This window comes from Bacillus sp. LB7, assembly GCF_030449715.1.
Taxonomy (GTDB): domain Bacteria; phylum Bacillota; class Bacilli; order Bacillales; family Bacillaceae; genus Bacillus; species Bacillus paralicheniformis.
In genome coordinates this window covers 72,599-92,786 of sequence record NZ_JASGCA010000005.1, presented here as the reverse complement: position 1 = coordinate 92,786, position 20,188 = coordinate 72,599, and the positions used below count along the sequence as shown (strand labels likewise).

At 49.0% G+C, this 20,188-nt stretch carries 16 protein-coding genes; 11 read left to right on the top strand and 5 right to left on the bottom strand.

The features are described from left to right. The first annotated feature begins 29 nt into the window (after nt 1-29). On the top strand, nt 30-1,421 hold the full coding sequence (locus tag QMZ64_RS08805) for an APC family permease (protein ID WP_020450182.1): 1,392 nt from the start codon (nt 30-32) through the stop codon (nt 1,419-1,421). Continuing rightward, entirely contained in the window at nt 1,396-2,793 is a 1,398-nt protein-coding gene (gene gabD, locus QMZ64_RS08800; protein WP_301441251.1) for a succinate-semialdehyde dehydrogenase, read from the top strand. Before QMZ64_RS08805 ends, gabD begins: the two co-directional genes overlap by 26 nt. A gap of 41 nt (nt 2,794-2,834) precedes the next feature. Here the strand turns inward: gabD and QMZ64_RS08795 are convergent, their stop codons facing one another. Continuing rightward, nucleotides 2,835-3,719, bottom strand: a complete 885-nt coding sequence (locus QMZ64_RS08795) for an EamA family transporter (RefSeq protein WP_301441250.1) — start codon at nt 3,717-3,719, stop codon at nt 2,835-2,837. 162 nt (nt 3,720-3,881) lie between these two features. Here QMZ64_RS08795 and QMZ64_RS08790 point away from each other — a divergent pair, with 162 nt between their 5' ends. Beyond that, nucleotides 3,882-4,373 carry a putative periplasmic lipoprotein gene (locus QMZ64_RS08790; protein WP_265624835.1) on the top strand — a complete coding sequence of 164 codons (492 nt, stop codon included), beginning with the start codon at nt 3,882-3,884 and terminating at the stop codon, nt 4,371-4,373. Between the two features lie 47 nt (nt 4,374-4,420). Here QMZ64_RS08790 and QMZ64_RS08785 read toward each other — a convergent pair whose 3' ends face one another. Genes QMZ64_RS08785 through QMZ64_RS08775 form a run of 3 tightly spaced genes read right to left on the bottom strand, consistent with a single transcriptional unit; the run spans nt 4,421 to nt 7,303 of the window. Continuing rightward, complete coding sequence (locus QMZ64_RS08785; protein ID WP_265624834.1) at nt 4,421-5,065, bottom strand: YcnI family copper-binding membrane protein; 645 nt, start codon at nt 5,063-5,065, stop codon at nt 4,421-4,423. A gap of 2 nt (nt 5,066-5,067) precedes the next feature. After that, complete coding sequence (locus QMZ64_RS08780) at nt 5,068-6,711, bottom strand: copper resistance protein CopC (protein ID WP_301441249.1); 1,644 nt, start codon at nt 6,709-6,711, stop codon at nt 5,068-5,070. A 19-nt stretch (nt 6,712-6,730) separates the two neighbouring features. Beyond that, nucleotides 6,731-7,303 carry a DeoR family transcriptional regulator gene (locus QMZ64_RS08775; RefSeq protein ID WP_265624832.1) on the bottom strand — a complete coding sequence of 191 codons (573 nt, stop codon included), beginning with the start codon at nt 7,301-7,303 and terminating at the stop codon, nt 6,731-6,733. Between the two features lie 261 nt (nt 7,304-7,564). Here QMZ64_RS08775 and nirB (QMZ64_RS08770) point away from each other — a divergent pair, with 261 nt between their 5' ends. From nirB (QMZ64_RS08770) to cobA, 5 genes are all read left to right on the top strand, one after another. Then, the gene (nirB, locus tag QMZ64_RS08770) at nt 7,565-9,853 is read left to right on the top strand and encodes a nitrite reductase large subunit NirB (RefSeq protein WP_301441248.1); all 2,289 of its coding nucleotides are present in this window, start codon (nt 7,565-7,567) and stop codon (nt 9,851-9,853) included. Between the two features lie 6 nt (nt 9,854-9,859). After that, nucleotides 9,860-11,989 carry an assimilatory nitrate reductase catalytic subunit NasC gene (gene nasC, locus QMZ64_RS08765; RefSeq protein ID WP_301441247.1) on the top strand — a complete coding sequence of 710 codons (2,130 nt, stop codon included), beginning with the start codon at nt 9,860-9,862 and terminating at the stop codon, nt 11,987-11,989. Between the two features lie 143 nt (nt 11,990-12,132). Next, nucleotides 12,133-14,553, top strand: a complete 2,421-nt coding sequence (nirB, locus tag QMZ64_RS08760) for a nitrite reductase large subunit NirB (RefSeq protein ID WP_265624829.1) — start codon at nt 12,133-12,135, stop codon at nt 14,551-14,553. A 30-nt stretch (nt 14,554-14,583) separates the two neighbouring features. Next, nucleotides 14,584-14,904 (top strand): nitrite reductase small subunit NirD, encoded by a 321-nt coding sequence (nirD, locus tag QMZ64_RS08755; protein WP_059231878.1) that lies wholly within the window; start codon nt 14,584-14,586, stop codon nt 14,902-14,904. A 123-nt stretch (nt 14,905-15,027) separates the two neighbouring features. After that, entirely contained in the window at nt 15,028-16,488 is a 1,461-nt protein-coding gene (gene cobA / locus QMZ64_RS08750; RefSeq protein ID WP_265624828.1) for a uroporphyrinogen-III C-methyltransferase, read from the top strand. Between the two features lie 25 nt (nt 16,489-16,513). On the opposite strand, the gene QMZ64_RS08745 is transcribed toward cobA, so the two are convergent. Next, nucleotides 16,514-17,194, bottom strand: a complete 681-nt coding sequence (locus QMZ64_RS08745) for a GntR family transcriptional regulator (RefSeq protein WP_265624827.1) — start codon at nt 17,192-17,194, stop codon at nt 16,514-16,516. A 227-nt stretch (nt 17,195-17,421) separates the two neighbouring features. Here QMZ64_RS08745 and QMZ64_RS08740 point away from each other — a divergent pair, with 227 nt between their 5' ends. From QMZ64_RS08740 to tsaA, 3 genes are all read left to right on the top strand, one after another. Beyond that, on the top strand, nt 17,422-19,062 hold the full coding sequence (locus QMZ64_RS08740; RefSeq protein WP_243943466.1) for an SLC13 family permease: 1,641 nt from the start codon (nt 17,422-17,424) through the stop codon (nt 19,060-19,062). A gap of 144 nt (nt 19,063-19,206) precedes the next feature. Next, nucleotides 19,207-19,602: a 3-hydroxyacyl-ACP dehydratase FabZ family protein gene (locus tag QMZ64_RS08735; protein ID WP_145652356.1), complete on the top strand. Its 396-nt coding sequence runs from the start codon at nt 19,207-19,209 to the stop codon at nt 19,600-19,602. A gap of 15 nt (nt 19,603-19,617) precedes the next feature. Continuing rightward, entirely contained in the window at nt 19,618-20,082 is a 465-nt protein-coding gene (tsaA, locus tag QMZ64_RS08730) for a tRNA (N6-threonylcarbamoyladenosine(37)-N6)-methyltransferase TrmO (RefSeq protein WP_243943464.1), read from the top strand. The last annotated feature ends 106 nt before the right edge of the window (nt 20,083-20,188 follow it).

Genomic DNA, 20,188 nt, shown 5'->3' with positions numbered 1-20,188 from the left:
ACATCTTCTAAAAGAAGGGGCGGATATAGATGGGAAAACAGCAAATGAAAAAAACGATGTCGCAGACGGATGTGCTATTTTTAGCGATCGGGGCGATGCTCGGCTGGGGCTGGGTCGTCCTTTCCGGCGACTGGATTTCGACAGCCGGCTTTATGGGCAGCACCGTCGCGTTTATCATCGGCGGCATTCTCGTCATCTTAATCGGGTTAACGTACGCGGAGCTGTCTTCTGCCATCCCTGAAACGGGAGGCGGCTTGATATTCGTCTACAGGGCGTTCGGCCGAAAAACGGCTTTTGTCGCGGCTTGGGGTGTGCTTTTCGGCTATGTTTCGGTAATTACATTTGAGGCGGTCGCATTGCCGACCGTCATTGATTACGTCCTGCCTGTCGAACATCAGGGGTTTCTCTGGTCACTTAGCGGCTGGGACGTGTATGTCACTTGGGTGTTGATCGGTTCAGGGGGTGCGGTCGTCCTGACCGCGCTCAATTACTTCGGCGTCAAGCCGGCCGCGATTTTTCAGTCGGTTTTTACAATCGCGATTATCGCCACGGGCTTTCTCCTTTTGGGCGGCGCCTTGGTAAACGGTAATGTTGAACATATGCAGCCCCTTTTTAAAGACGGATTTTCCGGGATGATGTCCGTCCTCGTCATGATTCCGTTTCTGTTTGTCGGATTTGACGTCATCCCTCAGGTTGCGGCTGAAATTAATGCCCCGAAAAAAATCATCGGCAAAATTTTGATTATTTCGATTGTCAGTGCGGTCTTGTTTTATTTGCTGATTGTATTCGGGGTGACGATGGGGCTGTCAGAAAGCGAGCTTGCAACGACTTCTTTGGCGACCGCGGATGCCATGGTCAATCTGCTCGGGAACCAGCTGTTCGGCACGGTGCTTGTCCTCGGCGGAGTCGCCGGCATCATTACGAGCTGGAATGCATTTATCATCGGCGCGAGCCGCATTCTGTTTGCCATGTCGGAAAAAGGCATGGTGCCGAAATGGTTCGGTTTCATCCATCCGAAGTATAAAACACCGACGAACGCGATTTTGTTTCTGGGAGCGCTGGCGTTTTTTGCGCCGCTGCTCGGGCGCCCTGCCCTTGTTTGGATCGTCAATGCAGGGGGAACAGGTATTATAGTCGGATATTTGATCGTGTCGATTGCATTCATGAAGCTGAGAAAGACAGAGCCGGATTTAAACAGACCGTATAAAATCAATAAGTGGAAAACGACTGGTATATCTGCTATTCTCTTAAGTGTTATCTTTCTCGCCTTTTATTTGCCAGGCATGCCGGCCGCGCTCACATGGCCGTATGAATGGCTGATCTTGGCGGGATGGACATTGATCGGTTTTCTTTTATTCAACAGCAGTTCAAAACGTAAAGGGGAGGAGATTCAACATGACCAGCATGCTAGAAGTATATAATCCTGCGACTGGAGAAAAAATCAAATCGGTTCCCCAGCAATCCGCAAAAGAAGTCGAAGAGGCAGTCGTACGCTCGCATGAAGCATTTCAAAAATGGTCGAAAACATCGGCTACAGAACGAGCGGGCTTGCTGAAAAAATGGTTCGATTTGATTGTGGAGCAGAAGGACGAGCTGGCAAAATTGATTACGCTTGAAAACGGCAAGCCTTATGCTGAGGCACAAGGTGAAGTCATATATAGCGCCGGCTATATCGAATGGTATGCGGAGGAAGCGAAACGCATCTATGGAAGAACGGTTCCCGCATCTGTGACGAACAAGCGCATCATCGTCACGCGCCAGGGAGTCGGTCCTGTTGCGGCGATTACCCCGTGGAACTTTCCGGCGGCGATGATCACGCGAAAAGCGGCGCCGGCTTTGGCGGCGGGCTGTACCTTTATCATCAAGCCGGCGCCTGACACGCCTTTAACGGCGCTTGAGCTCGTCCGCCTCGGCCACGAAGCGGGCATTCCGAAAGACGTCCTTCAGTGTGTGATCGGCGACGGTCAAGAGATCGGTTCTATTTTTACAAGCCATCCGCTGATCCGAAAAATTACGTTCACCGGATCTACGCCTGTCGGCAAACATTTAATGAAAAACAGCGCCGAGACGGTGAAGCATGTGTCAATGGAGCTCGGCGGCCATGCCCCGCTGATCGTTGATGAAGATGCCAACATCGACCTCGCCGTTAAACAGACGATGCTGTCGAAATACAGGAATGCCGGACAAACGTGCGTCTGTGCAAACCGTCTGATCGTTCATGAATCGGTTAAGGATGAATTTGCAGAAAAACTCCGCGCCGAAGTTGCCAAGCTGAAAGTCGGGAACGGACTTGAAGAAGGTGTATCAATCGGACCGGTCATCAATAAAAACGGTTTCCAAAAAATCGTCGACCAAATCAATGACGCGGTGAATAAAGGGGCAAAAGTTCTCATCGGCGCCGAATACGAAAGCGATGATGAGAAATCATGCTACTTTGTCCACCCGACAGTGCTGACAGATGTTGATCCTTCAATGACGATCATGCATGAGGAAACATTCGGTCCCGTTGCGCCGATTACGACTTTTAAAACGCTGGACGAAGCAGTCAAGCTCGCCAATGATACGCCTTACGGTTTAGCGGCATACTTCTTTACGGAAAACTACCGCCGCGGCATCTATTTGTCCGAAACCCTTGATTACGGCATACTCGGCTGGAATGACGGCGGACCGTCAACCGTTCAGGCGCCTTTCGGCGGCATGAAGGAAAGCGGCATCGGACGCGAAGGCGGACAGGAAGGCATCGAGCCGTATTTGGAAACGAAATATTTGTCCATCGGTTTGGATGAATCATAAGTCAACATGAAAACCCGCCCGCATACCACGGGCGGGTTTTTTTACGCTTTCACCTGTTCAGCGTTTATTTTATCCTTTTTGGGCTGATAGGAAATATAAAAAATGCCTAGAAGAAGCAGTGCGATCCCGGCCCAGGAAACAAGAGGCAGCGATTCTCTGACAAGCACGGTTCCCAAAAGCGACGCTGTGAGCGGTTCAGCCAGCGACAGGGTCACCGCCGTTGAGGCGGGCACTTTTGCCAATCCTGTCGTAAATAACAGGTACGCGGCCCCTGTTGCAATGACGCCGATATAGAGGCTGACAGCCATTCCCTGAACCGATAAAATCCAGCTCAGATCGTACAGAAACAATAACGGGGCAAGCAATACAGCGCTTAAAAAGAACACGGTGCCTGTGACAGCCTCCGGCTTCTGCTGTTGCAGGAGCTTTTTGCTTGTCAGCGTGTAGACGGCAAAGGAAAGACCGGCGCCGAGTGCGAGCAGTATGCCGAGAAAGCTCCCCCCCGCTGAGGCGGACGGGATGAATAAAAAAGATACGCCTGCTATCGCAGCAGCTGTTGCGATCCACCATTTCGCCTGCGGCACCTTTTTGAACACGAGCCATTCGAGGCAGCCGGCGATAATCGGAGCGCTGCCGATAGCGACGACCGTTCCGACGGCGATCCCTGACAGGCTGACGGCTGAAAAAAAGAAAGGCTGATAAAATGCCATGCTCAATGCTGCGATGATCAGCGTTTTAATGGGCCAGCCGCTTCGTTTTAATTGACCGCGCAAAGCCGCAAACAAGAGCAGGGTGATGCCGCCGACCGCCATTCTGACAGCGCCGAACACAAGAGGCGCAGCCTCTTCAGGCGCGAATGCCTGAGTTGTTCCCGTCGTTCCCCATAAAATGGCCGCAAGCAAGACAAACAGAACCGATACTTTCATACTCCGATCTCTCCCCACTCAATCATTCAGAACTTTTTCTATTGTAAGATAAGTTTGCCAATTTTTGAATCACTGTATCGGAAATTTTCCTGCAAAGAGGATATTTTAAACGCTGGCCGAATTCATATAATGGCCTAAAACAATTAAAGTCGGAGGAAGCGGATGAAAAAGCGAACAGTTTTATTATTTTTGGCGATCTTGCTTGCGGGTTGTGCGAGCGCCCAAGAAAATGATGAACAAACCAAATGGGTGAACAGCGAACAGGAAGCGATTGAGGACGGTATTCGTTACGAGAACATCACAAAAGACGATATTATAGACAAAATCGATTTAAACGGCGAACAAGTCGTCGTCTTTCGATTCGGCGATTCGGAGGGGGAGGGAATTTGCCTCGCTCACATCAAACGGGAAAACGGCAAATATCAATGGTACCGCGACTTGAATTATGTCATTGTAAAATCTGATCACCCGGAAACGGAGAGTGTGGAAGTGTCTTCACCGTTCACAACGCCTAAGGAAAGCAAGTACACGTTATATACAGGGGATGCCGCTCGCCTGAATGGAACATTTGAGACTGATGACGGGCTTTATTTAGAGCCGGTGGTCGATCAAAAAACGGGCATGTATTATCAGATCGTGCGGGATTCGGACTGAAATGGGCACAAAAAGGCAGTCGGGATATTCCCGACTGCCTTTCATTTTTACGATTTCTTTTTGCGCACTGTCAAGAGCAGCGCAGCACCCCCAAGAAGCACGGCGAGGATCGACAGGATCAGGGAAGCGGTTTGAATCCCTTGTCCTGCTTGACCGTCTTCATTTTCTGCGGCAGTGTTTTCTTTCGTTGAAGCGCCGTGTGCGTCAACCGTTTCGTGACCAAGCTTTGCAGCGTCGACAATGCTTGTGATCGCATGCGGGGTATCGGCGTTTTCATCGCCGGTCCACTCGACAATCGTGCCGTCTTTATAATATTGGTAAGCGTTCCAGGCGGCCTTTTGTTCTTTGTCAGGGTTTTTGGCGGTGAAGGTAAACTGCTGGAATTCACCAGGCTGAATGCCGCCGTTTTCGGCTTCCCACGTCACCCTTGTCACTTTTTCGTTTTTGCCGGTTTTAGTGCTCGTTTTCCAGCCCGGCACCGGTTCATACTGCTGAAATTCAACACCGTCCGGCATGCTGAGAACGACCTTGGTTGTGGCGTTGTCTTTTTCAACCGGTACTTTGACGGTGTATGTTTCCCATGAGCCTGCTGCTGATTCAGCCGGTTTTACCGTGACATGTGCGCTGACTGGAACAGAGAAAAGCAATAATGATGCTAGGATTGCACCCAGCCATAATGTTTTTTTAAACATAATCAAAACTCCTTTTTATTAATTTTTGCATTGAAAACCGTTCTGATTTCCTCAAATGACGCCGTTAATCCGTGAACGCGGATCTTCCAGATGCCGTCTTCGCTTAAATTTAAATTTTTCGTTTGGAAAACGCCGTCTTTATTTTTGCTGAGGCTGAACGTGCTCTCCTTGTCATCCCCGAAAAGCCCGGTTTTCTCAACGGTTAATTCGATTTTTTGAATATCTTTGACGACGTCTCCTTTTCTGTTTCTGACTGTGACTTCAAACGCATTTGAGCCCGGCATGTTCGGGCTGATTCGGAGCGACAGCGTGTTTCCTTCCGGCAGCTGCTTCGTCTCACTGAAAGGTTGCGGCAGCGGCGCGGGCGGACTTGGAAGATTGGTGAAAACCGCCGTGGTCAGCAGAATGAAAAGCCCGACTGCCCACTCAGCTTTCAGCGAACGGCCGCCCTGCTGTTTCGCTTTTCTAAAACGGAAATAGTGAAATGCTCCAAGTCCGATCATGAGAAGAACGAGCGCCGATTTCACAAGGAGCGCTTTCCCGTAAGCCGTCCCGAACAGGTTATCCAGTGTATGAACAATGAAAAAGCTGTTGAAAAGGCCCGAAAATATGAGAAGCCCTGCTGAAACGAGCGCCCATGGCGAGAAGCGCCGAATGGTTTCCCATATCAAACTTTTGTCAGGCTTCAGCCAGTCTTTTCCGAAAAACAGCACAAACATCGCGAGTCCGCCCGTCCAAATGGAAGCGGCATTCAGATGGATGAAGTTCATCGCGATCGTCATATAGCCGGCGCTCGTCGAAGCGGCATGGCCGTCGAGCGATTTGACGAACAAAAGCCCGGCAAAAAGGAACAGACTCAAGATCGCGCTCTTCAGACCTTTTCTGTTCGAACAAAATACAAGCACGGCGATGATGGCGATGTTGATCAGCCACAGCATTCCGCCCGTCGTATTCAGAAGCGTTTCTTGCAAAAGCGAAGGCTGGAAAGCCCCGCTCCAGGAAACGCCCGCGTTTGCTTTTGTTTGCAGGGGCAGCTGAATGATGATGGCGGCCCCTGTCAATATGAGCGCCGCATTCTTGATCCGCTTCAGCCGGCGCCGTTTGTCACCCGGCCAGCCGTTTTCAGGGCGGTGCCATACGAGCTGAAAGAGAGCGGCCCCCATGAACAGGGAGAAACCGGTATACAAAAGGACGCGTTCCATGACGGTATCGGCTGCCGGCAGGCCTGATGCTTGATTTTGCTGATCTTTCGGCAGCCCGCCTTGAATGTTTCCGATGCTGAAAGGGATCGTGCCTGATACGGGATGCCCATCTGCGGATACGGCTCTCCATTCGGCCGAGTAGATATCATCCTTTAACTTTGGTTTCAGCTTGACGGTCATAATCTTGGCGTTTTGGGGGTCGATTTCCGTTTTGCCGGTATCGACGCGCTCACCTGACGAATTTCTGACCGTTATCGAATGAAACCCGTTCTGAATCGCTTCATTGAATTCAATCTTGATTTCTGCAGGCGCTTTTTTCAGCTCCTGATTTTCAGCTGGAGTTGATTTTACGATATATGCGTGAGCAAAAGCGGCTTTTGGCAGCAAAATGATACAAAGAACAGCAAGAACTGTCCAGAGTGTTGCTCTCTTCATCACATTCATCCAATCTCTTAACAAAATTTCACGTCTTCAGGCTGCAGCAGCTGTTCTTCATCGTTTTTTGGACGAGAAGCGCGGCATCGTCAAACGATAACAGCTGTCCGCCAAAGCCTTTTTTAAATTTCCGCGCATCTGCTTCAGAAGCGAAAGGGATCGCCTGCGGCTCGCAGCAGTTCAAATGAAGGTCCGTATCCAGCAAAAAGACGGCGGCTTTGGCGCTGATCGTCGTATCCAGCAAAAAATCCCTGCAGATGATCTGTGACACGTCATCTTTTACTTTCTCATAGCGGAGCATTGCGCAATGGGCACAGCAAAATTGTTCAATCTGGCTGTCGTTTTTTACAATTTGCACGGAAAGCCTCGAGCCTGTCCCTTTTCCGCAAACGACGCAAAGCTGCCCAAGCTGCTGCTTCGGCTTGTTTAGGGTAATTCCGCCGGCCGTCTTGATGATCTGTCCGTTTTCAACAAGCGGTTTAATGTCGCGGTATATGGTCATTTCAGAGACGTTCAGCCTTTTCGAAATGTCCGAAATGCGCAGAGATTCTTCTTCTTTGACCCACACCAATATCTGCTGTCTTCTTTTAATCGGTAGCATTCTCCTCCTCCATTCCTTATGTTCTTTACATATAAGCCTAGTAGATTGCAGAAAAAGAAACAAGCGGAACCTGATAAAAAATGTGATAAAATGTTGAACTTTAACATCGGCAGCAAAAGCCGTTAAAGCGTCATCAATGAGTACTGGTCAAACCGTCCTGTTTCTAAAATTTTTTGTCAGGAAATGTAACAGGTTTGAACGCTTTAGCGATGCAATGTGAAATAATAATCCAGAGCAAAGCTGCAGAGGGGAGGGGAGAAAATGGGGAAACAAAGGCTGGTTTTAATAGGAAACGGCATGGCCGGAGTTCGCACGGCGGAAGAAATTTTACAACACGGCGGGAGCCGGTTTGAGATCGTCATCATCGGCAGCGAACCACACCTCAGCTATAATCGGATTCTGCTGTCTTCTGTCCTTCAGGGGGAAACGGATTGGAACGATGTGATGACAAAAAGCCGGAGCTGGTATGAAGATAACGGGATTACACTTTATACAGGGGAAACGGCTGTCGCAATAGATACGGAGAAACAGACGGTGGCGACAGATCAAAACCGTGAAATCGCTTATGACAAACTGATCATTGCGACGGGCTCTTCCCCGTTTATCCTCCCGGTTCATGGTGCGGACAAAGAAGGGGTATATGGTTTTAGAACAATAGACGATTGCCGGGCATTGATAAAGGCATCAAAGCGGTTTGAAAAAGCGGCCGTCATCGGCGCGGGAATTTTGGGCCTTGAGGCGGCGCGAGGATTGGCAAACCTCGGGATGAAGGTTGATGTGATTCACCACTCTTCCTGCATCATGCAGAACCAGCTTGATCCGCCGGCATCTGCCATGCTCCAGAAAGAGCTGGAGCGTCAAGGGATCCATTTTCTTTTGGATAAAGATACAGAGGCGATTTTAGGAAGATCCCGCGCCGAGGGTGTGCGGTTTAAAGACGGGACGGAGGTCAGCGCCGATCTCATCGTCATGGCTGCCGGTGTCAGACCGAATATCGAATTGGCCAAGGCGAGCGGTATTGCAACAAACCGGGCGATTATCGTCAGCGACTATATGGAGACAAATATTCCAAATGTCTACGCCGTCGGTGAATGTGCGGAGCATAACGGAACGGTCTATGGTCTAGTCAAGCCATTGTATGAACAGGGGAAAGTGCTGGCCAGACATATTTGCGGGCTCGAATGTGCCGGTTATCAGGGCTCCGTTCCGTCCGCAGCTCTAAAAATTTCCGGCATCGACGTCTTTTCGGCAGGGAAAATCACAGAGGACGACTCGACAACGGCTATTAAACTTTTAGACGAAGCGTCAGGAGTCTATAAAAAAGCCGTCTTTCAAGGGGATAAAATGGCCGGCGTGATTTTATACGGAGACACCTGCGGCAGCCAACGGCTGTTGGAAAGCATCATCAAACAAAGGGATATTACCGTTGTCAAAAAAGAGTTGTTTCAATCGGAAGAAGACAGTGCAGTCACTTCTATGGCGCTTAGTGAAACGATCTGCCAATGCAATGCGGTTTCAAAAGGCGCGATCATGGAAGCTATACAGACGCACGGTTTAAAGACGGCTGAGGAGGTCAAAGGCTGTACAAATGCTTCCGGATCATGCGGCGGCTGCAGGCCGTTGCTTGAAGAACTGCTGCTCCATACCGCTGAACAGGATGATTACGTATCTGCGACGGAACAGCCGATGTGCGCCTGCACTTCATTCACGGAAGATGAAGTCGTGAACGAAATACAGATAAGAAATCTTTCTTCCGTTCACGAAGTCATCTCGGCGCTCGGCTGGAAAAACAGCAGCGGCTGCCGGATTTGCGTACCCGCGATTCGCTACTATTTAAAAATGATCCGTCCGGACATTATCTATGAGGAGCACGAAGAGGAGACGGATACAATCATTCCGCAAATGTACGGAGGCCGAACGAATGCCGAAGAGCTGAAGCACATTGCCGGAGTGATTGAAAAATATCAAATTCAAGAGGTGTACATGACACACCATCAGAGATTAAAGCTTGCTGGTATTAAGCCGGAGTATATAGAACGCGTGAAAGAAGAACTCGGCATGCCGCATTGCCCGCCGCCGCACCAGCGGATCGCCGCGGTTAAAACGTGCACGTGCGGATCACCGCAGATTCAAACATTGGCAGCAGACTTGGAAAAAGCGGCAGAATCCCTCCTCATTCCGGCCAAGGTCTCGATCGGGGTGTCGGGCTGTTTGGACGATTGCGTGTACGCTTCAGTTCATGACATCGGACTTCTCAAAGTAAACGGGGGCTGGGAGATTTATGCGGGCGGCCAAGGAGGACAGCATGCTTCTCCGGGAGAGCTGCTTTCAGTAGCCGACGCGGCGGAGGAAGCGGGGGAATTCATGAAAGGCCTGCTTCAATATTACCGCGAAACAGCAAATTATCTCGAGAAGGTCGGGCATTGGATTGAACGCGCCGGCATCATTCATATCCGGGAAGTTTTATTTGACAACGGACTTCGCGGCCAGCTGATCGAACGGCTTGAAAAAGAGAAGCGGCTGGCTCAGCAAGAAACGATAAAGGGCTGATTTGAATTGACAGAACGATTGCTAAAGTACTTTCGCACAAAGCAAAAAGAAGTGCAATCCGAAAAAACGTATGACACCCAATGTCCATTTTGCAGCATGCAGTGCAAAATGCAGCTCATTGAACAGACGATTGTGACAAGAAAAAAATACACGGCGGTCGGAAAAGACAATCCGACGACAAAAGGACGGCTGTGCATGAAAGGGATGAACGCCCACCAGCACGCGTTTCATTCAGAGAGGATCACCCATCCGCTGATCAAAAAAAACGGCGAATTCGTCCGTGTGACATGGGAAGAAGCGCTTCAGTACATCAAAGAGCAAGTAACAGCGATCCAGCATGAAGATGGCCGTGATGCTTTGAGCGTATATGGCAGCGCGTCTATTACAAATGAAGAAGCGTATTTGCTCGGGAAGTTCGCCCGCGTCGCCTTGAAGACGAAGCATATTGACTACAACGGCAGGCTTTGCATGTCGGCGGCCGCCACAGCTGCAAATCAAACCTTTGGAATGGACCGGGGGCTGACAAATGCCCTTTCCGAGATCCCCCATGCAAGGGTCATCATCCTCGCAGGTACGAATATCGCAGAGTGCCAGCCGACGATCATGCCGTATTTTGAAGAAGCAAAGCAAAACGGGGCCTACATCATTGTCATCGATCCCCGCGAAACGGCAACGGCCAAGATCGCCGATCTGCATTTGAAAATCAAGCCTGGGACAGACGCCGCGCTCGCAAACGGTATGCTGAAAGTCATCATTGAAGAACAGCTGACAGACGGAGCTTTTCTCAGAGAGAGAGCTGAAGGTTTTGAAGAGGTCAAGCGCCATGTGGCGTCTTTATCACTTGAAGACATTGCAGCCAAAACCGGGATACAAATCGAGCAGATCAAAAAAGCTGCAGTAAAATTCGCCCGCGAGGAGACGGGAATGCTATTCACGGCAAGAGGGGTTGAACAGCAAACGGACGGAACGGCTGCTGTCAGAAATTTACTGAATATTCTAATATCGACTGGGAAAATCGGCAAATTTGCTTGCGGCTACGGCGCCGTCACAGGACAAGGGAACGGGCAGGGGGCGCGGGAGCACGGCCAGAAAGCAGATCAGCTGCCCGGGTACCGGTCGATTGAAAACGAAGCCGACCGCGCCTATATTGCGGATGTTTGGGGCATAAAAGCTGAAGACCTTCCGGGAAAAGGTGTATCCGCCTATGAAATGATGGAGAAAGTTCATGAAGGGGAAATTACCGGGATGTTTTTAATGTGTTCAAACCCTGTTGTATCCAGTCCGAACGCCGGCTTTGTCAAATCCGCTTTAGGAACATTAAAGTTTTTTGCCGCCATTGATTTGTTTCTTTCTGAAACGGCAAGACTCGCGGACGTCATTCTCCCCGCATCATCCTATCTCGAAGACGAAGGAACGATGACCAATCTGGAAGGCAGAGTGACATTAAGGGAAGCCTCAAAGCCGTGCCCCGGTGAAGCGAGGCATGACTGGCAAATTATTTGCGATATCGCTGCAGCTCTTGGAAAAGGCCGTTATTTCTCATATCGATCGGCAGAGGATGTTTTTAATGAATTAAGAAAAGCGAGCCGCGGCGGAATTGCCGACTATTCGGGGATCACTTATGAACGTCTGAGAAAGGAAGGCGGCATTTTATGGCCTTGTCCCAAACAGGGGCACCCCGGGACACAGCGTCTGTTTGAATCATCCTTTGCCCACCCCGACAAAAAAGCGAAAATGTGCGTCTTCCCGAACGAACCAAAGATCAAAAAAGATGAACCGACTGAAGAGTATCCCCTTTATCTGACGACCGGAAGGGTGATGTCTCACTATTTAACCGGCGTACAGACGAGAAGGAGCGCTGCACTCAAGGCCAGACACTTTGAATCATTTATGGAAATCCATCCGAAAACGGCGGAAAAGTACAACATTGGCGACAGGATGCTGGTCAGGGTGGAGTCAAAAAGAGGCAGCATCATTGTCAGGAGCAAATTATCGGAAGCCATCAGGCCGGATACTGTTTTTGTGCCGATGCATTGGGCAGATTCGCAAAATGTGAATGATTTGATAGCGGAAACGCTCGATCCGTCTTGCAGAATGCCGGGATTTAAGGTTTGCTCCGTGAAAATTCGTCCGTAGGTTGACAATTTTGTGAATGAATTGTCATAAAAAGTCATAAAAAGTTTACAAAATTAACTATAATTTGTGATAGTTTTAAAGATGTAAACAGAATACTTGTTTAGAGCGTATAGTGAATTGTTTTGAAAAAGGGGAGGATCATAGTGGAAAAAAAGCAGCTAGTCCTTGTAGGGAACGGTATGGCCGGGGTCAGGGCCGTTGAAGAAATTCTTAAAATTTCAAACGAAGAGTTTCAGATCACGATTTTCGGAAACGAACCGCACCCAAACTATAACCGGATTCTTCTTTCCAAAGTGCTTCAAGGAGATACGGATGTTAAGGACATTACACTGAATGATTGGGATTGGTATGAAGAAAACGGGATTCAGCTGTATACAGATGAAGAAGTCGTTAAAGTTGATCCGGAGTCCAAAACCGTCATCACGGATGCGGGAAGAGTCCAGCCGTATGATGAACTGATTTTGGCGACAGGTTCTCTCCCTTTTATTCTGCCATTGCCCGGAGCGGATAAAGAAGGTGTCACAGCATTCCGTGATATCAAGGATACGGATATCATGCTCGAAGCTTCCAAAACGTACAAAAAAGCAGCCGTTATCGGCGGCGGATTGCTGGGACTGGAAGCAGCGCGCGGACTTCTTAACCTTGGCATGGATGTTACCGTTATCCACCTCGCGCCATATTTGATGGAGCGTCAGCTTGATGCAACCGCGGGACGGCTTTTGCAAAAAGAGCTTGAAAAGCAGGGCATGAAATTCTTGCTTGAAAAGCAGACAGAAGAAATTTACGGAGAAACACGTGTCGAAGGCTTAAAATTCAAAGACGGCTCAACGCTTGAAGCCGATTTGGTCGTCATGGCGGTCGGAATCAAGCCGAACGTTCAGCTCGGCAAAGACTGCGGCCTTCCGGTAAACAGAGGAATCGTCGTCAATGATTACATGGAAACCGAAGTTCCCAACATTTACGCTGTCGGAGAATGTGCGGAACATAGAGGCATTGCCTACGGACTTGTCGCGCCTCTTTATGAACAGGCAAAAGTGCTTGCCAAAAAAATCTGCGGCGTTGAAACGGCTCCGTATGAAGGATCTGTTTTATCAACCCAGCTGAAGGTTTCCGGTGTTGAGGTCTTTTCCGCCGGTGACTTTAATGAGGATGAAGGAGAAGACAAAAAAGCGCTCAAAGTGTTTGACGAACAGGACGGAATCTACAAGAAAATCGTTCTGCGCGGCAATCAGGTGATCGGCGCCGTACTGTTCGGAGACAGCAGCGAAGGCAACAGGTTGTTTTCCATGATTCAAAAAGGAGCAGATATTTCAGATACTTCTAAAATTTCAATCTTGCAGCCTTTGAATCAGGAAGAAGGCATGAGCTTGACCGCTGTGATGAGCGACGATGAGATCGTATGCGGCTGCAACGGCGTTTCGAAAGGGATGATCATTCAGGCGATCAAAGAGCAGGGCTGCACGTCGACGGATGAAATTAAAGCCTGCACAGGCGCATCACGCTCTTGCGGAGGATGTAAGCCGCTTGTCGCTGAGATTCTGCAGCATACGCTCGGCTCAGAGTTCGATGCTTCAGCACAAAAAGAAGCGATTTGCGGATGTACGGACCTTTCAAGAGACGAAATCGTGGCCGAAATCAGAGAAAAAGGGCTGACCCATACGAAAGAAGTCATGAACGTGCTCGGCTGGAAAACGGCGGAAGGCTGTTCCAAATGCCGCCCTGCGCTTAACTACTACCTCGGCATGATCAATCCGAAGGAATATGAAGATGAAAGAGAGTCCCGCTTCGTCAATGAACGGATGCACGCCAACATTCAAAAAGACGGCACATATTCAGTCGTACCGCGGATGTACGGCGGGGTTACCAATTCGAATGATTTGCGGCGCATCGCTGATGTCGTCGACAAATATGAAATTCCGCTTGTGAAAATGACCGGCGGCCAGCGGATCGACCTGATCGGCGTCAAAAAAGAAGATCTTCCGAAAGTATGGGCTGATCTTGACATGCCTTCAGGATTTGCTTACGGAAAAACGCTCAGAACCGTAAAAACGTGTGTAGGCGAACAATTCTGCCGCTTCGGCACGCAAGACTCAATGGCCCTCGGAATTGACCTTGAGAAAAAATTTGAAGGGCTCTACACGCCTCACAAAATTAAAATGGCGGTTTCCGCTTGTCCGAGAAACTGCGCCGAATCCGGCATTAAAGATATCGGCGTCGTCGGCATCGACGGCGGCTGGGAAATTTACGTCGGCGGAAACGGAGGCACGCATTTGCGCGCGGGCGATCTGTTAATGAAAGTCAAAACGGCTGAAGAAGTCATCGAAATTACAGGCGCGTATCTCCAATACTATCGTGAAACAGCCAACTATTTAGAGCGGACATCTGCATGGGTTGAACGTGTCGGCTTGTCCCACGTCCAATCCGTATTGAATGATAAAGAAAAACGCAAAGAGCTGAATGACCGCATCAATCAAGCGCTGTCTGTCCATAAAGACCCGTGGAAAGACTTTTTGGAAGACGAAAAGACAACAAAACAGCTATTCGAAAATGTTGTCACTTCTTAAAATGAGAAACCAACTTGAGGAGGAATTCACATGGTGAACAAGAACTTAACAAAGGTGTTTGTTTCGAAGATCGGGGATTTGCCGAATCAGCTTGGGAAGACAGTGCTTATCGAGGACAAGGAAATCGCGGTATTCAAGCTTTCTAACGGCAATGTCCGCGCGATTGAAAACCGCTGCCCCCACAAAGGGGGCGTGCTTGCCGAAGGAATGGTAAGCGGCAAATTCGTCTTCTGTCCGATGCACGACTGGAAGATCAGCCTTGAAGACGGCAAAGTCCAAGAGCCTGACACAGGGTGTGTTCAGACATACGAAACGATCGTTGAAGGCGAAGATTTGTATATCGTTTATTAAACGGCTGAACAAGCGATATCGAACGTGTCGCGATTTTTGTCAACAGGGTCGCTCAATGTGATCCCTCTTTATTTAAAAAAACAAACGCGTTCATAGAATCGGCAGATGGAAGGATGACAGTTGATGGGGAATGGGAAAGTATATTTTGTCGGGGCCGGACCGGGCGATTCAGGATTGATCACATTAAAAGGAAGAACACTGATCGAGACGGCGGATGTCATATTGTATGACAGGCTCGTCAATTCCCGGCTGCTTGAGCATGCAAAAGCATCATGTGAATTTGTCTACTGCGGCAAGCTCCCGGACCGCCATTATATGAAACAAAGTGAAATCAATGCACTGCTCATTGAAAAGGGGCTGAAAGGCCTCAAAGTGGTCCGGCTGAAAGGAGGAGACCCGAGCGTGTTCGGCAGAGTCGGAGAAGAAGCGGCAGCCGTCAGCGAACACGGCATCCCGTACGAAATGGTGCCCGGCATTACATCGGGAATCGCCGCGCCTCTTTATGCCGGACTGCCTGTGACCCACCGCGATTTCGCTTCATCCTTTGCCGTTGTCACCGCCCATGATAAATCGGGCAAACCGGAGATGAATTGGGAAGGGCTGGCCAAAGGCGTCCAAACCCTTGTCTTTTACATGGGGATCAAAAACCTTGGTTATATATGCGAGCAGCTGATGAAACACGGCAAGTCTCCCCTTGTTCCCGCGATAGTCATCCAATGGGGCACATGGGGCCGGCAGCGGAGCGTTAAAGGGACATTGCAGAATATTAGGGAAAAAATAACCGAGCATCAAATCAAAAATCCCGCGATCATCGTCATCGGCGACATCGTATCATTCAGGCAGAACAGCTGGTTTGAAGAAAAGCCTTTGATCGGGCTGAACATCATGGCGGTCAAAAGCTGTGAAGAAGAACGAGTCCCGGTGGAGACGCTTCGTGAACAAGGCGCTGAAGTTGTAGAATGGCCGAAATGGAAATCAGCCGAAACGGTGCCTGACGATACAGTCTTAGATCGAATTGCTTCTTTTGACAGCCTGCTGTTTACGTCAAGTGCGTCACTGCGCAGATTTTTCAGCCGGCTTGCCGCTTTGAAGATCGATGTCAGGGAAATGCGCGGCCGGCTCTACGCTTCAGATCTGCATGTAAAAGCAGCTCTTGAAAAACGGGGATTTTCCGCTTTTCTGCAGGCGGAAATGCCGGTTTCGAGCAGCTGTTTGCTGATCGGCAGCCGGGAAGGCGTGCAACATCAACCGCACTCCGGGTGTGAGATATTGATTACACATGACAGGATGATCGACAGCCGCTTTACATCGATCATTAAACGGGAGATCGAGGAGTTTCCTGTTGATATCGTGATGTTTGCGAATCGAACATGCGTCGAGCTGTTCGTAAACGAGGCGGAGACAATCGGCCTCCATCCGGAAAAAACGGCTGCCCGCCTGCAGGCGGTCTGCCTCACGGAAGAAGCGGGGAAGAAGGCTGCAGCCGCAGGGTTTCAGCACGTTCATGTTGTGAATGAACGCGACCGCCTTTCGGATATCATCAAAGGAATCAACAGCACAGCCGAATTTGTCTGTCAGAGCTGAAAAAAGCAGGGGAAACCCTGCTTTTTTAGCGTGCGGAACTGCTTCCGAACAACACCTCTTTTAAATAGCAAAGGTCTGCCTCTATATGCTTCCACATTGATTCGGCAGCCTTGGCGTCATTTCTGTCCTGCATGTGACGCAGAATCTCCTCGTGCTGATTGATGATGTCAAGGGTGCGCACCGGTTTTTCGAGGTTTTTGCTCCGGTAGAAAAAGGTCAGCGACCGCAAATCAAGCAGCTGTTTTTGCAGGCGTTCGTTTTCGCTCGTTTCGATGATGAGATCATGAAATCGCGTATTTAGGAGAAGCAGCGCATTGGCAGACTCCGGACTTTGGCTTTCTTGGTGCTTACGCGCTTCGGAGAGCGTTTCGGAAATGTGCTCCAGTGTTGCATTTGAAGCAAGGCGGGTTGCCAATGAAACGGCCAGGGATTCGAGCGCCTGGCGGCATTGGTATATTTCTTCAAGGTCTTTAATTGTCGGTTCATAAACTGTAATTTTTGATTTATCATCTATCAATAACAGGCCTTCTTGTTCAAGTGTCCGAATCGCCTCCCTGACGGGGCTGCGGCTCACTTGCAGCTCCTTGGCGATTTTGGATTCGTAGATCCGTTCGCCGGGCCGATATCCTCCTTTAATAATCATATCTTTTAAATAATGATGGACTTGATCATGATAAGAGACTGCACGTTGGATCGAAAACTTCACGCTGTTCACCTCGTTTATTTTTCACTGCGGAAATCACTAATAGTCTAGCAAAAAGAGAGAAATACCATCAACCTAAAATTACCATAATATTGAGTATTTTGTGACAAAAAAGTGTTGACTGCCATTAGCTGTCCGTTATAATGAAGTTATAACTGTCGACAGTCGGCAGCTTACTTTTTATTTACTATTGTAAGCGCTTTATCGATAGAGGGGAAGGGGGATTTTTGATGAAATCAAGCGTTGTATCAGCATGGGATATGCTTTGGAGATCACACCGGGAAGCAAAGAGGCTGCTTTTATTCGCCATGCCTGTCAGGGCGGGAAAAGATGCCGATTTAAAGATCAAGTCTGAGCAAACCATGAAGGAAGAAAAACCGCCGAGCTATAAAACGCCTCAGAAAATCGGGCTGCTGCTTGGTCCTGCATTGTTTTTCGCCGTCCTTTTGTTCTTTTTTCCCGAGGGGCTGAGCTATGAAGGAAGAATGGTATTGGCGACCACGTTGTGGGTTGCGGTATGGTGGATTACAGAAGCTGTTCCGATTCCGGCTGCATCATTGCTGCCGATCGTGCTGCTTCCGCTGACCGGGGCGCTGGAAGGGGCAGCTGTCACGTCAAGCTACGGTGATCCGATCGTCTTTTTATTTTTAGGAGGCTTCTTAATTGCACTTGCGATGGAGCGCTGGAATCTTCATAAACGGATCGCGCTCAATATCATTTCTGTAGTGGGTACGAGCACGTCAAGGATCGTCCTCGGTTTTATGGCGGCCACAGGGTTTTTGTCCATGTGGGTCTCAAATACGGCTGCGGTGATGATGATGCTTCCGATTGGAACCGCTATTATTCATCAAGTATCAGCCGTCATGAAATCTGAAAGAAAAGATTTAGCCGGAGAAGAAGCGAAATTTTCAAAAGCGCTGATCTTCAGCATCGGATATGCGGGAACGATCGGCGGACTCGGTACGCTGATCGGCACACCGCCGAACATTATTTTGGCGGCCAATATTAAGAAGCTGTACGGAGTTGAAGTGTCTTTCGGTGGATGGATGGCATTTGCCGTTCCGGTCGTTGTCATTTTGCTTGTAGCGGTATGGCTGTACTTGACGAAAGTGGCGCATCCGATCAAGATGAAGGAGCTTCCGGGCGGAAAAGAATTGATTCTCGAAGAAAAAAGAAAGCTCGGAAAGATGAGCTTTGAAGAAGCAATGGTTCTGCTCGTCTTCGGGTTTGCCGCGTTTATGTGGGTGACGAGGACGTTTTTATGGGATGAAATAATACCCGGTATTGACGATACAATGATTGCGATATTCGCAGCTTCATTGCTCTTCTTGATCCCTTCGCTTAATAAAGGGGGCAGGGTATTGGACTGGTCGGTATCGAAGGACTTGCCGTGGGGGATTCTCCTTTTATTCGGAGGAGGCTTGGCGCTCGCGACCGGTTTTAAAGAAACGGGTCTGGCCGAGTGGATCGGCGGAAGGCTCACGGTATTGGATGGATTTAACTTTGTGGTCATTGTCGTTATCTCAGCGGCATTGGTGCTGTTTTTGACAGAGATTACGTCGAATACGGCTACGGCGACTATGATTCTGCCTGTACTGGCCTCGCTCGCGTTAGCGCTGAATGTCCACCCGTACGCATTAATGGTGCCTGCTGCAATGGCGGCAAACTGCGCCTTCATGCTGCCGGTCGGCACGCCGCCGAATGCAATTATTTTCGCCTCGGGCAAATTGAAGATCAGCGAGATGGTTCGAACCGGCTTTGTTATTAATATTTTCACACTGATTTTAATCGTCGGAGCTGTGTTCTACATTCTGCCGAATTTATGGGGAGTGGATCTAACCGTCTTCCCGGACAATCTGAAATCGAATTGATGAAGCAAAGCCGGGGGCTTAGACCCCGGCTTTTTGTCATGGTGGAATGTTTGAGCGATCAGCAGATTCATTCTGTGTCATCGCGTTAAATAAAAGAGAAAAAAATGAAACTGCGGTATAATCATGTAAAAAAGGATGATCAGCGTGAACAATTCTGTACTGCCGCATCGATACCCGTTTCTATTCATTGACCGTGTTGTCGAGAGCGAGCCGGGAAAATGGGTGAAAGGTTATAAATTCATAACGGAAAACGACTGGTTTATCACGGAAAACCAAAAGGAAATGCCATTTTCCATTATCATTGAAGCGCTGGCTCAGACCGCTGCATTTACTGCGCTTAAAGACACGGCTGAGATCGGCTTTCTGTCTTCGGTGAAAAAAGCTGAATACACCGGCAAGGTCTTTGTGGGAGACAAACTTGATCTTTATTTTGAAGTTTCCCGCTTTAAAAGGGGGTTTTTATTCGGCAACGGAACTGCCTCAGTAAACGGAAAACCGGCAGCGAAAGCGGAGATCGGGATTTTTATGGAAGCGAAGTGAAAGCGGGGGATAAACTTGATAGAAATAAAGCCTGTCGCGTTTGTGAAAAACTTGCGGACTGTGCCGAAGGATGATCATTGGGGCGATGTGATTTCTGAAATTGAATTGGCTGAAGATATCCATCCGGACGCTTTAAAAGGGATCGAAGCATTTTCCCATTTGGACATTATCTTTTACTTTCATCAAGTAAAAGAGGATCAAATACAATATCAGGCGAGGCGCCCGAGAAACAATCAAAACTATCCTGAGACAGGCATTTTCGCCCAGCGCGGAAAAAACAGGCCGAACAGGCTCGGCGCGACTGTTGTCACCCTTCTTGAAAAATCGGAGAGCAAGCTTGTAGTGAAAGGGTTGGATGCGATTGACGGAACACCTGTAATCGATATCAAACCGGTGATGAAAGAGTTTCTTCCGAAAGGGCAAATCATACAGCCGAAGTGGTCGGAAGATTTGATGAAAGCATATTGGCATGACAGCTGATTGATAGAAAAAAACCTCTCAACATCTTTTGAGAGGTTTTTTCATGCTTGTACGATAAAAAAGAAGGATATAAGACCAATCTTGAAGATCGGAAGTCCCATGAATT